The sequence below is a fragment of the Rhizobacter sp. Root1238 genome, from assembly GCF_001425825.1.
Lineage (GTDB): Bacteria > Pseudomonadota > Gammaproteobacteria > Burkholderiales > Burkholderiaceae_C > Rhizobacter.
In genome coordinates this window covers 482515-498199 of the sequence record NZ_LMDM01000023.1, presented here as the reverse complement: position 1 = coordinate 498199, position 15685 = coordinate 482515, and the positions used below count along the sequence as shown (strand labels likewise).

Here is a 15685-nt window from a genome sequence, read left to right as displayed (position 1 = left end):
CCTTGATTCTTTCGGCGGCTGAGGGCGGGGGTCTCGTTGATCGAATCTTGGTGAAGCTTTTCGCAAGAAGCGGGGGCGGAGGGCAGCCTGCGCCCTCTCAGGCGAGAATGGAAGAACCAACCTTTCCTCCGTTCCAAAATGGCCATTTTCGGCAAAGACAGCGGAATCGCAGTCACCACCGTTCGGGTGCTGAACTTCCGTTCCCTCGCGAACGTCGAAGTCGAGCTGGGCGACCTCACGGTCGTCATCGGGGCCAACAACGCCGGCAAGACGAGCTTCTTGGATGCGCTGTTCGCCGCGATCGGTGCCGGGAGGAAGCTTCTATCCGTGGACGACGTGAGGTTGGAGCCCGCCGAGGCCACGGCCCCCAAGACCCGGGAGATAGTGATCGACGTGAAGCTCCGCCCGGTAGGCGACGACGGCAAGGTCCTCGACGCCTACCCCGCCGGCAGCTTCTGGACGGGTCTTTGGGGGACGCCGGGCATCGCGGTAGACGCGGAGTTCAAGGAGTTCACCCCCATCCGCACGACGCTCAAATGGAGTGCGGTGAAGGGTGAATACGTGATGGAACGCAAGTTCTTGAAGGAGTGGCGCGACTTCGCGGACTGGACCAACGCGGCAGTCCACGACCGGCTGGTCAGCGCGGCCCAGATGGAGCCCATCGCCCTGCACTACGTGGACGCCAAGCGGGACCTTGACGACGACTTGCGCCGCCCCGGGTCGTTCTGGAGGCGGCTCACGGAGGACCTGGGCCTGAGCGCGACGGACATCGCCGCGATGGAGACGACGCTGTCGGAGATCAACCAGACGATCGTCGACAAGAGCGAGATCCTCAAACACCTCAAGGAAAGTTTGGCGGGCTTGCAGAACGTGGTGTCGTCCGACAGCGGCAGCGTGGACATCGCGCCGGTCGCTCGCAAGCTTCGGGACCTGTCGAAGGGCGTGGACGTGTCGTTCAGCACGGCTGGGGCCCAGTCCTTCCCGCTTGCGCGGCATGGCATGGGCACTCGCAGCCTGGCGTCTCTGCTCGTGTTTCGCGCCTTCGCCTCCTGGCGCAACAAGCAGGCGACCAAAGGCGGCGACAAGGTGCACTCGCTTCTGGGGCTCGAAGAACCCGAATCGCACCTGCACCCGCAGGCTCAGCGCTCGCTCTTCTCCCACATCAAGCAGATTCCCGGTCAGCGCATCGTCAGCACGCACTCGCCTTACTTCGCGGGGCAGGCGCAACTCGAAGAGCTGCGTCTCTTCATGAAGAAGGGTGGCGACACGATTGTCACGCGGATCGACTTGACTCCGCTCACCGACCCCAACGACGTGCGCAAGCTGCAAGAGACGGTCATCGACACTCGCGGCGACATCCTTTTCTCGCGCGGGGTGGTCCTCTTCGAGGGCCAGACCGAGGAGCAAGCCCTGCCGATTTGGGCGCAGGAGTATTGGGGCAGCACGATTCACGAGCTGGGCTTCTGCTTCGTGCGGACCAATGGCACCGACTACTTCCCTTTCATCTGGCTCGCCAAGGCGCTGAGCATTCCTTGGTACGTCTTCGCCGACGGGGAGGAGCAGCCTGTGAAGGACCTCGACAGCGCGTTGAAGAAGGCGGGGGAAGCGGATTCGGCCAGCCACCCCAATGTGGTCGTCCACCCGAAGGGCAAGAATTTCGAGTCGCAACTCATCGACGAGGGTTACATGGCCGAGATCGAGATGGCTTTGGACGAGATGAGCGGACGGATGGGCTATCTTGACGAATACATCAAGGAGAAGCACGGGCAGAAGGGCAAGAAGGGGGTCGTTCGTGACTACCAGTCCGCCGGAGGACGCGAGCGCGCGGCGTTCGACGCGTTGTCCGCAGCGAAGACCAGCGTGTCCAAGCACCTTGGGTACGTCATCACCGCCCACAAGGACCCCGTGCGCCGATTCCCGAAGACCATCGAAGCGCTGTTCAAAATTGTCGGGGATGCGCACAAATTGAAGATTGCGGAGGCCAAGAAATGAATGCGCCGTTCAATGCCAGGCTCTCCGCGGAGCAGAGGGAAGTTGTCGAGCATGTAGATGGCCCGCTGCTGGTCGAGGCCGGCCCCGGGTCGGGCAAAACCCGCGTTCTAACCGAACGCATCCGCAATCTCCTCACGAGCGTTCGCGGACACTTCCGCGTGTTGGCTCTGACCTTCACCAACAAGGCGGCCGACGAGATGAAGGATCGGCTGCAAGATCTGGGCGACGAGCGCGAGCGCGCCTTTATCGGCACGTTGCACAGCTTTTGCCTGGACCTGCTCACCGAGCGGGGCAGGCTCGTCGGCATCGAAGGCGTCCCCAACATCTTCGAGCAGTTCAAGGACCGCAAAGACGTGTTGCTCAAGGCGATCGACGAAGACCCGTTCCTTTCGGACGCGATCGGACAAATCGAAGACGCCAAAGAGCGGAACCGACAGGTCGACAAGTGGCTGACGGGCATCTCCCACGTGAAGTCACACCCGATTACTTGCGCTGTGATCGAAGATGAGCTGGTCAAGCGTGCTCTCGACGCATACGAGGCGGGCATGCGAGCGTGCAACGCCTACGACTTCGACGATCTTCTGCTCCTGACGTATCGCCTCTTGGTCGGAAATCCAAAGCTCGCGGACTTGTATCGGCGCCTCTATCGCTTCGTTTGCATCGACGAGGCCCAAGACATGAATGAGGCCCAATACGCCGTGATTTGCGCGTTGTGCGGCAACGGATACAAGAACGTGATGTTGGTTGGTGATCCGCGCCAATCCATCTACGGCTTCAACACGTCGAGCCCGGAATACATGGAACGCTTCGGCGTCGAGTTCGGGGCCAAGCGGGTCGCGCTCACGGCGAACTACAGGTCGTCCAAGGCGGTCGTCGGGCTGGCTCAGAGGCTCGATCCCAACTACATGGTGGCGATGCAGCTTCCCATTGAGGGAGCGGTCCAAATCATCATGGGGCTCGACGAGCAGGACGAAGCGCGACAGGTGGCCAACGAGTTGCAAAGGCTCTTCGCCGAAGGACACCCCGATGTCGAGGGCGGCGTCGAGCCGTCGAAGTGCGCCATCCTGGGCCGCACTCGATTCGCGCTGTTGGCGATTGAAGCCGAGCTCAAAGAGCGCAGCATCGCCCACTACAAACGCCTATCGGCCAATCACGAGAACGAGTCGGCCTTGGTCGAGGAGTTTCAACTTGCGCTGCGCGTGCTGGCCAACCCGAAGGACCGCCTTCACATGTCGGCGTTGGCGAAAAAGTGGAAGGCTGCGGAGCCGTCATCGACCCCCGACGGCTACCTGCAATCGCTCCGAGCCATCGCGCAGGCGACGCAGTCGCGGAACGCCGTGACGGTCTGCGAGGCCCTCGACACGATGAGCGCGGGCCAAGCGCGTTTGGACCTAATGCCCGCGCTCAAGCGTCTGGAAGATCACGCAGACAACTTGGACGAGCCCGATCGACTGGCGATCTACGAAGACACCGTCGTGTTCCGACATGAGTGGGATCAGTATCTCAGGGCGGCAAGCGGGTCGATTTCGCTCACGGCATTTCTTAGCAGCAAAGCGCTGGGCAACACGCAGAAGGCGGCTCGCGAAGGCGTTGCTCTTCTCACGGTCCACTCTTCCAAGGGCCTGGAGTTCGACGTGGTGTTTCTGGCTGGGATGGCCGAAGGAACGTTCCCCGATTGGAGAGCCTCAGGCGCGAAAGAACAGGCCGAGGAGGTCCGCAACGCGTTCGTGGCGGTCACCAGATCCAAGCGTCTTCTCTATCTGAGCTACCCCGCCACGCGTGTAATGCCGTGGGGCGGAACGCGCAGGCAGGCTAGATCTCGGTTTCTGGCGAACCTTTCTTGAAAGCGATGCCTAACGTCGAGCGAACAGTAGTTCAGCGTCAAAGGTCCGATGCGAAGTTCGCGATTGAGCGTGGCCAAGTGCCAGTCAGACGCGTGGCGGGCAAGAAGACCCAAGCGGACGGACTGCGACTGTTCAGAAGCTGGTTGCCAAGGGCGCAAACACCTTGCCCCTCTTTGCGGATCGATAAGTCGAGAGCGACGGCGATCTTAGGCGCTGGATGATCGGCGCGCCACGAGACGATTATCGCTGCAGTGTCGGCGATGTTATCCAAACGACCTTCCTTTGGTTGTTCGGGTTGACTGCTTGTTTGACCAACTAGACCGACTGCCGACCGTGTTATTCGTCCTTTGCATCTCGGTGCGAGGCAGGTCGCACAGTCCCTGCAGCAGAAGCTGAATTGAATGACCGGTTCCTCTGCAAGCGGTCTTCTGATGGCTGGGTCGCCTCCTACGGCTTGCAGTCTGAAGTGATCATCATCGCCAGCACCAACGAGCTCGCACAGAACAACGCAGATTCGATGCTGGCTCGCGATACCTCAGTCCGGGGTCGACACTAGGGCCGTCGGAATGGTGAGGCAACGTCTCCAGTGTCCTCGGTAGCATCCCACTCATGGCGAACTCGACAGCTCTCCCAGCCCTTCGTGGTGGGCTTTTTGCATTGACTGCTGCTTTCCTCTTCGGCGTCAGCACGCCGATGGTGCAGCGCTTTGGGGCCGGCGTGGGCAGCTTCTCGACTGCGGCGCTGCTCTATGCCGGCGCGGCGCTTGTCGGCGCGCTCGTCCGCAAACCCGCAGAGCAGGAAGCGCGGCTTCAGAAGAGCGACGCGAAGCGGATCGTGCTGATGGCGCTTTCCGGCGCGGTGATCGGCCCGGTGGCGCTGGCCTGGGGCCTGCAGCAAACAAGTGGAACCAGTGCCTCGCTGATGCTCTCGTTGGAGGCCGTCTTTACCGCCATTCTCGCCCGCTTCTGGTATCGCGAGACACTCGATCGACGCGTGATGCTTGCGATGACGCTGCTGACGCTCGGCGGCATGGCGCTGGTGCTCGACCGCGCTCAGACGGGTGCAACGCAGGTGATCGGCCTGCTCGCCGTCACGGCCGCGACGGTGGCCTGGGGCGTCGACAACATGCTTTCGCGCAGCGTCGCCGAGCGCGACCCCGGCCAGGTCGTGATGGTCAAAGCTGCATTGGGCGCGTGCGCGACGAGCCTGCTGGCGCTCGCGTTCCGCGAGCCACTGCCTCAGCTTTGGGCCGCGGCCGCACTACTGGGCGTCGGTGCAACGGGCTACGGGTTGAGCTTGCGCTTCTACCTGGTGGCGCAACGCGCATTTGGCGCAGCCAGAACCGGCTCCGTGTTCGCGTTCGCTCCGTTCGTGGGTGCGGCGGTCGCCGCGGCACTCGGCGAGCGCGGCTCAACAGCATGGATGTTCGGCGGCGCGTTGCTCATGATTGCCGGGATCGTGCTGCACCTGGTCGAAGGGCATGAGCATGTCCACGAGCACGAAGAAATTGAGCACGAGCACGCGCACTCGCACGACGATGGCCACCATGACCACGGCCACGATCCCGAGCTGCACGATTCGCACAGCCACGTCCATCGCCATGTGGCCGTTCGTCACACGCATGCTCACGTCCCCGACGAGCACCATGCGCATCGGCATTGATAGCGAGCTTCCGAACTGCGGCAGCGAATACCAACGCCTCGACCAGCCCCCTGTCTACTTGCCGCGACAGGTGGCTGGATGCCCTGCCACCATGGTCGTTCCACCCGCACGCACGCAGCGGCGCATCTTGTCCACATACTTGGCTCGCTGCGTTTCGCAAAGCATCGTTCCGTAGTGCCTCGCATCGAACCAGAGATCGTAGGCGTGATCGGGAAGATCGAGGTCGACGACGTCACCCACCTTCCACGCGACGTACTTGGAAAGCGTGCCGAAACGCTGCTTGAGGTCTTCGATGACTGCGGCTGACTTTTCCACGACCGTCAGTTCCACGTTGCATTCCATCAGCAGGCCTTCGAGGTCCGACCTGTTCTCCCCTCCGATGGCAATCACGGAGAGGCAGGTCGGGCGGTACCTCATGAAGTCGCTGTCCTTCCCGTCTTCCCACATCGCGGTGGAGAGTGGACCCCACCCCGGCGTGAAGGCTCGGGATTGCAATCGCTGGGCGGTTGTCTTGGGCTTCGACATCTTTGCAGGCTTCAGGGGAATGTGAAGTTCAAGTCAGCGACGGGTGCGGACGTATCCACCGCCTGTGTCTTCGAGACGCCAGAGGAAGTGGCTTCCACGACGTAACGGCTTGCCGCTCCTGCGTCCGCCTTGAAGTTCAGCAAAAGGGGATCTGCGGCATACGGCGACACGACAGGGGCGCCGTTGGGCAACAGCAGTTGGAAGCCACCGTTGAGACCGTCGACGATGCCGCTGCGCACCTCGACGGTGACGTTGCCGCCGAGCGTCTGGAGCGCGCGAACGGCGGCCGTGGCCGGCGTCACCGTTCCGCTCACGAGCCGGTCTGCGGGCGTCGAGACGGGCGGAGCAAGCGGGGCACTGGCGCTGCCGACGTAGGTGTATGCCGTGGTGCTCACGGGCACGCCGGTCATCACTGCCGTCACACGTCCCGTGGTGCTGACCACGAGGTCGTAGCTTCCGGTGGGGACGGGGTACAGCACGAACTTTCCGGTCGTGTCCGCCGCGGTGGCCTTGACCACGGTGCCGCCGCTTTGCAGCGACACGATCGTCCCGGCGACCGAGATGGTCGGGTCCACGTAGCCCACCACCCGCTGCCCGGCGTCCGACAACACCGTCGTCGCGGACAACACAGGCTTCAGGTTGTAGCGGCCGGAGTTGCCGAGTCGAACGACGGACCTGCATGCGTCGAAGTCGAGGGCGACGTCGACCACCTTCCCGGCGGGAACATCCACATCGAGGTTCAGCTTGAGGCCGGTCTGCTGGGCGCTCGGCGTCTCGAGCGCGGTCTCGTGGCCACCTGTCGGCACCACCGAATTGGCAAGCGGAAGCGCCGCGTCGTTCGACGCCAGCACCAGCCGAAGCTGGGTGTACTTGCCCGCCGGCAACGAGGTCTGCCCAAGGTCTTCCAGCACGCCGTTGGTCAGCGTGAGCAAATCGATGCGGCGTGCCGGCGACAGCACCACCTCCGACCAGCCGGCATCGTCATCCCCTGCAGTTGCGCTCTTGTTCACCCGAACCCGCTCTATGGTGACGTTCACCGCGTCGTACCCGCACGCCGGTGCATCGCCTATCGACACCCGCATCGTGCCCTCGTCCTGTCCCGTTCCGCCGATGCCACCGCCACTGCCGCCACAGCCCGCGGCGATCAGGACAGATGCCACAAGACTGGCGCCAGCGATTCTGAGTGTCTTCATGTCGAACCTCTTTGCGTGTCGGGAGCCGTCAGCGGCTCCTCGAAGTAGTAGATGCCCAGCCCGACGCGAGATCGAGGGACGGAGGGTTCCCCGGGCTCATCGTCGACGTCGTGCGCGGCGAGCCAGCTGTCCAAGGTCTCGAGCAAGGCTTGCGCCTTCGCCGCACTGAGCTTGCGGAACGCCCCCAGGTCGCGGGACGGAATGCCGTCGTACATGACCTTGCGCTGGTACCGCGGGTCGGTCGAGCCGTGCTGGATGTTGTGGTCGATGGTGTCAATCAGGTCGGACGTGTCGCGCCCGAGGATGCTCAGTTTTTCCAGCACGCCGGCCTGCGGCACGTAGGCGCGCTGCAACGGCTCGATGAGCCCGTCTTCGCGCCTGCCGATCGCACCGACGCGCAGCAGCTCATCGAGCACGGCGCGGGCCGGCATGTCGCCGCTGTATCGCTTGACCAGCGTGGCAAAGCTACGCTCTCCCTCGAATTCGATGGGCAAGGGCTCGCCAGAGCGGTCGAGGTATTCCGCATCCCGGATCCACCCTGTGAGAACGCGGGCCGCGCGGTTGTATTCCTGCGCGGTGGCGGCACTGTCCGGGCCGTCGCTTTCCAGCAGCCGCTGGACATCCTTGCGGGAGAGGCCCGTCAGGATCGACGCGCGAGAGATCGACGCCTTCTTGCCCGGCAGCGCGAACTCCTGGAGTACCACCTCGACGTAGACGTGCTTCGCCAGCTCCTGGAAGGCCGCAAAGGGGATCGAATGGCGAAGCAGCAGCCGCACCAAGGGCCGCAAGACGCGGGTGATGGCGCTGGCGACCGCGTTCTGCACGGCAATCGTCTGGTTCATATTTGGGATTTTTATCCCAAATCTCAAATGAGTCAATCGAATCCGATGCGGTCATGCAAGAGAAAAGCGGCGCTTTGTCTCGACTACTCGCCGGGTCATGCCTCCAGGCCACGGGACATAGTGCCGATATGCCCATCGGCACGTCGCGGTTCTTCGCGCCGTGCACGCTGCATGCGATACGGGTTCGTGTGTGGCGGCTGCCAGCCCGGGCCAGCCCACCAGATCCTGCATGAACATCCGCGCCTGTATCCTGCCTGCCCTCTTCCTGCAACTGGGAATCCTGTCCGCTTGCTCGACGCCGCCGGCCCGCCTGGAACCTCTCGACCTCGCCCAGACCAGCCGCGCTGACCGCCAGGCGATTCGACAGGACGTCGAACCCCTGGGCAGCCGTCTCGGCCTGGACGAAGCCATTGCGCGCGCACTCAAGTACAACCTGGACCGCCGTGCCCGCCAGTTCGAGGAAGCCCTCGCACTGCGCCAATTCGAGGAGGCCGGACATGACCGCCTGCCCAAGCTCGTGGCCGCGGCGGGCTACACGTCGCGCGACAAGGACCGTGTCGCCAACAGCATCGATTCCGTCACGGGTGCTCCGTCGCTGGCCAATCCGTCGATCTCGCAGGATCGCAACCACACGCTGAGCTCCCTGACGCTGAGCTGGAGCCTGCTCGACTACGGCCTCGCGTCGTACAACGCGCGCCAGGCCGGCGACCGGCTGCTGGCCGCCGCCGAGCGCCGGCGCAAGGCCACGCACCTGCTGGTGCAGGATGTGCGTGGCGCCTACTGGCGTGCCGCAAGCGCGCAGAAGCTGCGCCAGGACGTGCGGGATGCATTGACGCTCGCTGACGAGGCGATGAGCGACTCGCGCGCCGCCCAGCAGGAAAACCTGCGCTCTCCGCTGGACACCCTGCGCTACCAGCGCCAGCTCACCGAGAACATGCGTCTGCTCGAATACATCGAGCAGGACCTGGCAACCGCCCGCTTCGAGCTGGCCGCGCTGATCAACGCGCCGATCGGGCAGGAGGTCGAACTCCTCGCCGACGAGATGCCGTCCGCCAAGGATCCGCTGTCGGTGCCGGACGAGGAGATGGAAGACCAGGCACTGGCCCAGAACCACGAGCGCCCATCCTCCGTTCACTGGCCGGGACGCATTGGCGCAGTCGATCTACACGCAGCGGCAGCAGGCCGCGTCCCAACCACTGCGTGCGATCCGACGGCGCGAGGTCATGAGCAAGACAGGGCTCAGCCGCACGACGCTCCACAACCTCGAAGCCGCCGGCAAGTTCCCTCAACATCGACTCCTCACCCCGCGTTGCGCAGTTTGGATTGAGAGCGAAGTGGACCAGTGGTTGCTCGATCGCCTGGCCTCACCTGCGGCATATGCCCCGCTGCCGAACGTTGCGCTGCGACGATCCACGCCGGGCCGCGGCAAGAGCATGTGAGTAGAGGGGTGGTGCATGGGAATGCACCACCCCGATTGCCTTGATACGGCCCGTCAGGCCATCTCCAACTCAGCGTCGAGCGCTGCACGCCGGCCTTTGATCCGGATCTCGTCGGCAGACCTGCCAGCGATCCATGCATCGAGCATGTCGGCCCAGCACTGAAGCATCACACGCCTCGGCGCGAGATATTGCGCGTGGTTGTAGACCCCGGCAATCGTGTTCTTGCGGCTGTGTGCGAGGGACATCTCGATCCACCGCTCGTCAAACCCGGCCTCATTCAGCAGCGAGGAGGCAGTCCGCCGCAGGTCGTGCACCGAGAATGCCGCGAAGGGCTCAGCCCCTTCAGGCATTGACTTGTTGATCCGCTCGATCGTTGCATCGATCACCCTGTTGAGCGTCGCATCGGAGATCGGCACTTCCGTCTCATAGCGTCCGGGGTGCAGGTGTGTGCTGGACGCGAAACAGGTCTTGAACGTCGTCAAGATGTCGAGCGCTTGCTGCGACAGCGGAATCGCATGGGGAACATCGGCCTTCATGCGCTCCTTGCCGATGAGCCAAGTCTCCGTCTCCCAGTCAATCTCGCTCCATTGGGCACCCGTGAACTCGCTCTTGCGCACCATCGTGAGGAGCACGAACTTGACTGCAAGTCGCAGCGTTGGTGTGGTCGCTGTGGCATCCAGCGCATTGAAAAACGTGCGCAGCTCTCCCGGACCAAGACAACGATCCCGCGGCTTGAAGGTTGCGATGTCCCCTGGCCTGATTTTCTCGGCCGGGTTGGAGACATCCGCGCCCTTACTGATCGCGAAGCGGTAGACGAGAAGGACGATCTCACGGGCATGCACCGCCACAGCAGGTCCTCGCTCAGCCTTCAGCTTGTCGCAAAGGGCCGCCAACCGCTGATGCGAGATCTCATGGAGCAGCTGCTTGCCAAACGGCTCAGAGAGCGCGCGGCGGTAGGTGGACTTTCGCATCGTCAGCGTGCTATCCGCCAGCTGGAGTCCCCCACTCTTTGGATCGGCCTTGAACTCGAAGTACTTGTCGGCCCACGCGCCGAAAGTGAGCGCGTCAGCGGCCTCGGTCCGCTTTTCGACCTTTGCACGCGACGGTGATTCACCATGCTCGACAAGGCGCCTGGCGCGCGCGAGCAACAGCCGCGCTTCCGCCAGTGACAAGCTCATGCCGTAGTCGAGGTCGTCGGGATCGCGACCGCGCTTCGCGCCGATGTCAGGGTCGTATCGACCGATCGTGAGCGTCTCGCGTCGACCGCTCATCCGGTAGTCGTATCGAAAGGACAGTGCGCCGGCAGGGGAGACGGCGACGTACATCCCATCTCGGTCCGTCACCTTGTATGTCTTGTCGCGCGGCCTCAACCCTCTGAGCTTGAGATCGGTGAGGTCTGTCCTTCGAGCTGCGCCGCCCGCAGCGGATTCAGTGGTGGCTGCTATGTTGGTCTCCGTGCCATCGATAGATACCGTCAGCCCCTCTGACGGTACATTCTCAAGCGGCGCAGAGTACCAACTTTTAGACCGTCGCCAATACCGACTTCAAGGCACCGCTCAAGCCGGCCTTCGATGAACGATCAACGCACATAAGCCCTTGATATCACTCAGGAAATCCAACGAATCGCGAACAGTTCAAGAGCACACCAATCCGCCCCGAATCACTCCCACTCGATCGTCGCCGGCGGCTTGCTCGACACGTCGTACGTCACCCGGTTGATGCCGCGCACCTCGTTGATGATTCGCCCCGACACCTTCTTCAGCAGGCTGTACGGCAGCTCGGCCCAGTCGGCCGTCATGAAGTCGCTGGTCTGCACCGCGCGCAGCGCCACCACGTAGTCGTAGGTGCGGCCGTCGCCCATCACGCCGACGCTCTTCACCGGCAGGAACACCGTGAAGGCCTGGCTCGTCAGCTCGTACCAGGTCTTGCCGGTCTCGGCATCGCGCGCGTTGCGCAGCTCTTCGATGAAGATCGCGTCCGCCCTGCGCAGCAGGTCGGCAAACTCCTTCTTCACCTCGCCGAGGATGCGCACGCCCAGCCCCGGCCCGGGGAACGGGTGGCGGTACACCATCTCGGGCGGCAGGCCGAGCGCCACGCCCAGCTCGCGCACTTCATCCTTAAACAGCTCGCGCAGCGGCTCCAGCAGCTTCAGCCCCAGCGTCTCGGGCAGCCCGCCGACGTTGTGGTGGCTCTTGATCGTCACCGCCTTCTTCGTCTTGGCGCCGCCGCTCTCGATCACGTCGGGGTAGATCGTGCCCTGCGCCAGCCACTTGGCGCTCTTCAGCTTCTTCGCCTCGGCCTGGAACACCTCGACGAACTCACGGCCGATGATCTTGCGCTTGGCTTCGGGGTCGGTCACGCCCTTCAGGTGGCCGAGGAACTGCTCGCTCGCATCGACATGGATCACCTTCGCATGCAGCCGGCCGGCAAACATCTCCATCACCATGCGGCCTTCGGCGAGCCGCAGCAGGCCGTGGTCGACGAACACGCAGGTCAGCTGGTCGCCGATGGCACGGTGGATCAGCGCCGCGGCCACGCTCGAATCGACACCGCCCGACAGCCCGAGGATCACCTCTTCGCGGCCGACCTGCTCGCGGATGCGCGCCACCGCTTCGGTGATGTAGTCGCCCATCACCCAGTCCTGCTTCGCCTTCGCGATGTCGAGCACGAAGCGGTTCAGCAGCTCGCGGCCCTGCACGGTGTGCGTGACCTCGGGGTGGAACTGCACGCCGTAGTAGCCGCGCGATTCGTCGGCCATGCCGGCGATCGGGCAGCTCGGCGTCGACGCCATCAGCTTGAAGCCGGGCGGCAGCGCGGTGATCTTGTCGCCGTGGCTCATCCACACCTTCAGCATGCCGTGGCCTTCGGGGGTGCTGAAGTCCTCGATGCCCTTCAGCAGTGCGGTGTGGCCATGCGCCCTCACCTCGGCATAGCCGAACTCGCGGTGCGTGCTGGCCTCGACCTGGCCGCCCTGCTGCACCGCCATCGTGAACATGCCGTAGCAGATGCCCAGCACCGGCACGCCCAGGTCCCACACCGCCTGCGGCGCGCGCAGCTCGTGCTCTTCGTAGGTGCTGGCGTGGCTGCCCGACAGGATGATGCCCTTCGGCGCGAACTCGCGGATGAACGCGTCGCTGACATCGTTCGGGTGGATCTCGCAGTACACGTGGGCCTCGCGCACGCGGCGCGCAATCAGCTGCGTGACCTGGGAGCCGAAATCGAGGATGAGGATCTTGTCGTGCATGGTGAAGCGGATGTCGGGTGTCTTCAGGTGGCATCGGCCGGCGCGGCGGTGGCCGGCGCGGTCGACAGGGTCTGGCGAGAGAAATGGCGGATCGCGACGACGGTGGCCGCGGCCAGCAACGCGCTGCAGAAGAAGAACGGCGCACCGACGCGCCAGTCGTTGTGCGGCAGGTGCGACACGACGCCCAGCAGCGGCGCGCCGATCACCGGTGCGATCACCGCGGTCAGGCTGGTCAGCGCGGCCATCGCGCCCATGGTCTGGCCTTGCGTGCGCTGGTCGGCCGCGTTCGAAACGATGCTCTGGATGGCCGCCGCCACCGTGAAGCCGAACAGGTTGAAGCCGATCACCGCGTACATCATCCAGCCCTCGGTCGCGAGCGCCCAGCCCAGGTTGGCCAGCGTGCTCGACACCAGGCCGATGGTGGCCAGACGCGTCGCGCCGAAGCGCTTCAGCAGCCGCTGCAGCAGCATGCCCTGCACGATGGCCGACGCGACACCGACGGTGAACAGCGACCAGCCGTTCTCGCGCGGGCCCCAGTCGAAGCGCAGCCCGGTGTACAGCACCCACGAGGTGTGCAACACGAACTGCGCCAGCGTGCACAGGCCCGACACCGCGATCAGCCCGCCGACGCCCTTCAGGCTGCCCAGGTGCATCAGCGCGGCCACCGGGTTCAGCGAGCGCATCGACGCCTTGTTGCGGCGCTCCGGCGGCAGCGATTCCGGCAGCACGAAGTACCCGTAGACCAGGTTCACCAGCGCCAGCGTGCCGGCCGCGAAGAACGGGTAGTGGATGTCGATGGCACCGAGCAGCCCGCCCATCACCGGCCCGAGGATGAAGCCGATGCCGAACATCGCGCCCAGCTGGCCGAAGCGCTTCGCGCGGTCTTGCGGCGCCGTGATGTCGGCCACGTAGGCGTTGGCGACTGCCGCGTTGGCCTGCAGCGCGCCGCTGACCAGCCGCACCGCGACCAGCACCCACAGCTGCGTCGCGAGCGCAGTCGCGAAGAAGCTGAACGCGAAGCCGCAGAAGCCGAGCAGCAGCACCGGCCGGCGGCCGTAGCGGTCGGACAGCGCCCCGAGCACCGGCGAACTGAAGAAGTTCGCGAAGCCGAAGGTGAACGCGACCGCGCCGTACCAGAACGCCTGCTCGGCCGGGTTGGCGGTGAAGCCGCCGACCAGCACCGGCAGCACCGGCACGATCAGGCCGATCGCCATCATGTCGATCAGCACCGTCAGCAGGATGAAGCGCATCGCCGCCGGGCGGCCGACGGGCGGCTGCGCAGGCGAAGTCGTGGGACTCGTCGTCAAGGGTGCTGGCGCCCGGGGTGCGGGCGTCACTCCATGCGGTAGTTGGGGGCTTCCTTCGTGATCTGCACGTCGTGCACGTGGCTCTCGCGGATGCCGGCCGACGTGATCTCGACGAACTCGGCGCGGTCGCGCATGTCGTCGATCGTCGGGCAGCCGCAGTAGCCCATCGAGGCGCGCAGGCCGCCGGCCATCTGGAACACGATGCTGACCATCGAGCCCTTGTACGGCACGCGGCCTTCGATGCCTTCCGGGACCAGCTTGTCGGCGTTGGGGTTGGCGCCGGTGTTGTCCTGGAAGTAGCGGTCGGCCGAGCCCTGCTGCATGGCACCGATCGAGCCCATGCCGCGGTAGCTCTTGTAGCTGCGGCCCTGGAACAGCACGATCTCGCCCGGCGCCTCTTCGGTGCCGGCGAACATGCCGCCCATCATCACGGTGCAGGCGCCGGCCGCGATGGCCTTCGCGATGTCGCCCGAGTAGCGCACGCCGCCGTCGGCGATCAGCGGAACGCCGGTGCCCTTCAGCGCGGTGGCCACGTTGTCGATCGCGGTGATCTGCGGCACGCCGACACCGGCGACGATGCGCGTGGTGCAGATCGAGCCCGGGCCGATGCCGACCTTGACGCCGTCGGCACCGGCTTCGACCAGCGCCAGCGCCGCCGCGCCGGTGGCGATGTTGCCGCCGATGACGTCGATCTGCGGGTAGTTCTTCTTGACCCAGCGCACCCGGTCGAGCACGCCGGCGCTGTGGCCGTGCGCGGTGTCGACGACAACCGCGTCGACGCCGGCCTTCACCAGCAGCTCGAGGCGCTCGTCGGTGTCTTCGCCGACGCCCACCGCCGCGCCGACGCGCAGCTTGCCGTGCGAATCGCGCGCGGCATTCGGGAAGTTGGTCTGCTTGGTGATGTCCTTGACGGTGAACAGGCCGCGCAGCTCGAAGGCGTCGTTGACGACCACCACGCGCTCGAGCTTGTGCTTGTGCATCAGCGCCTTGGCGTCGGCGAGCGAGGCACCGTCGCGCACCGTGATCAGGCGCTCGCGCGGGGTCATGATCTCGCGCACCGGGATGTCCATGCGTGTCTCGAAGCGCAGGTCGCGGCCGGTCACGATGCCGACCACCTTGCCGTCTTCGAGCACCGGGAAGCCCGAGATGCCGTGCTGGCGCGACAGGTTGATCACGTCGCGCACCGGCACGCCGGGCGAGATGGTGATCGGGTCGCGCAGCACGCCCGACTCGTAGCGCTTGACGCGCGCCACCTCGGCAGCCTGCTGCTTCGGCGAGAGGTTCTTGTGGACGATCCCGATGCCGCCTTCCTGCGCGATCGCGATCGCGAGGCGAGCCTCCGTCACGGTGTCCATCGCAGCGGACACGAGCGGAAGGTTCAGGCGGATGTTTCGGGAGAGCTGGGTCGCGAGCGAGGTGTCGCGGGGAAGGACCTGGGAGAAGGCTGGCACCAACAACACATCGTCGAAGGTGAGCGCTTTGCCAAGAAGGCGCATGAGAAAAACTCCTGACGCAAAAGCGAATTATACGGATGTCAGACGGACCGTTCACGGCGCGGGTCTCGCCGCGAGCGATCGGGGCGGCCGGAGCGAGTCGCGCCAAAGCGGTAATAGTTCACGGCCATCTTCGGCCAACCG

The 15685-nt window shown here is 64.7% G+C and carries 12 protein-coding genes; 5 read left to right on the top strand and 7 right to left on the bottom strand.

The features are described from left to right. The first annotated feature begins 138 nt into the window (after positions 1 to 138). The 3 genes from ASC98_RS18960 to ASC98_RS18950 all read left to right on the top strand — a co-directional run bounded on the left by ASC98_RS18960 (position 139) and on the right by ASC98_RS18950 (position 5498). On the top strand, positions 139 to 1992 hold the full coding sequence (locus ASC98_RS18960) for an ATP-dependent endonuclease (protein ID WP_056820329.1): 1854 nt from the start codon (positions 139 to 141) through the stop codon (positions 1990 to 1992). Next, the gene (locus ASC98_RS18955; protein ID WP_056820326.1) at positions 1989 to 3836 is read left to right on the top strand and encodes an ATP-dependent helicase; all 1848 of its coding nucleotides are present in this window, start codon (positions 1989 to 1991) and stop codon (positions 3834 to 3836) included. Before ASC98_RS18960 ends, ASC98_RS18955 begins: the two co-directional genes overlap by 4 nt. Before the next feature lie 609 nt (positions 3837 to 4445). After that, positions 4446 to 5498: a DMT family transporter gene (locus ASC98_RS18950; RefSeq protein WP_056814661.1), complete on the top strand. Its 1053-nt coding sequence runs from the start codon at positions 4446 to 4448 to the stop codon at positions 5496 to 5498. 54 nt (positions 5499 to 5552) lie between these two features. Here ASC98_RS18950 and ASC98_RS18945 read toward each other — a convergent pair whose 3' ends face one another. From ASC98_RS18945 to ASC98_RS18935, 3 genes are read right to left on the bottom strand one after another with little or no spacing between them, the layout of a single operon-like run. Then, on the bottom strand, positions 5553 to 6023 hold the full coding sequence (locus ASC98_RS18945) for a class I SAM-dependent methyltransferase (protein ID WP_157597745.1): 471 nt from the start codon (positions 6021 to 6023) through the stop codon (positions 5553 to 5555). A gap of 11 nt (positions 6024 to 6034) precedes the next feature. Further along, entirely contained in the window at positions 6035 to 7216 is a 1182-nt protein-coding gene (locus ASC98_RS18940; RefSeq protein WP_056814655.1) for a DUF4382 domain-containing protein, read from the bottom strand. Beyond that, positions 7213 to 8058, bottom strand: a complete 846-nt coding sequence (locus tag ASC98_RS18935) for a DUF6502 family protein (RefSeq protein WP_056814653.1) — start codon at positions 8056 to 8058, stop codon at positions 7213 to 7215. Before ASC98_RS18935 ends, ASC98_RS18940 begins: the two co-directional genes overlap by 4 nt. 229 nt (positions 8059 to 8287) lie before the next feature. On the opposite strand from ASC98_RS18935, the gene ASC98_RS18930 reads away from it, so the two are divergent. After that, positions 8288 to 9385 carry a TolC family protein gene (locus ASC98_RS18930; RefSeq protein ID WP_056814650.1) on the top strand — a complete coding sequence of 366 codons (1098 nt, stop codon included), beginning with the start codon at positions 8288 to 8290 and terminating at the stop codon, positions 9383 to 9385. After that, complete coding sequence (locus ASC98_RS32380) at positions 9282 to 9497, top strand: AlpA family phage regulatory protein (RefSeq protein WP_082541677.1); 216 nt, start codon at positions 9282 to 9284, stop codon at positions 9495 to 9497. Before ASC98_RS18930 ends, ASC98_RS32380 begins: the two co-directional genes overlap by 104 nt. A 53-nt stretch (positions 9498 to 9550) precedes the next feature. Here the strand turns inward: ASC98_RS32380 and ASC98_RS18925 are convergent, their stop codons facing one another. From ASC98_RS18925 to guaB, 4 genes are all read right to left on the bottom strand, one after another. Continuing rightward, entirely contained in the window at positions 9551 to 10942 is a 1392-nt protein-coding gene (locus ASC98_RS18925) for a site-specific integrase (protein WP_056814647.1), read from the bottom strand. A 215-nt stretch (positions 10943 to 11157) separates the two neighbouring features. Further along, entirely contained in the window at positions 11158 to 12741 is a 1584-nt protein-coding gene (gene guaA / locus ASC98_RS18920; RefSeq protein ID WP_056820322.1) for a glutamine-hydrolyzing GMP synthase, read from the bottom strand. 23 nt (positions 12742 to 12764) lie between these two features. Continuing rightward, positions 12765 to 14048 (bottom strand): MFS transporter, encoded by a 1284-nt coding sequence (locus ASC98_RS18915; protein ID WP_235581314.1) that lies wholly within the window; start codon positions 14046 to 14048, stop codon positions 12765 to 12767. Between the two features lie 26 nt (positions 14049 to 14074). Continuing rightward, positions 14075 to 15544 carry an IMP dehydrogenase gene (guaB, locus tag ASC98_RS18910; protein WP_056814637.1) on the bottom strand — a complete coding sequence of 490 codons (1470 nt, stop codon included), beginning with the start codon at positions 15542 to 15544 and terminating at the stop codon, positions 14075 to 14077. Positions 15545 to 15685 lie beyond the last annotated feature (141 nt).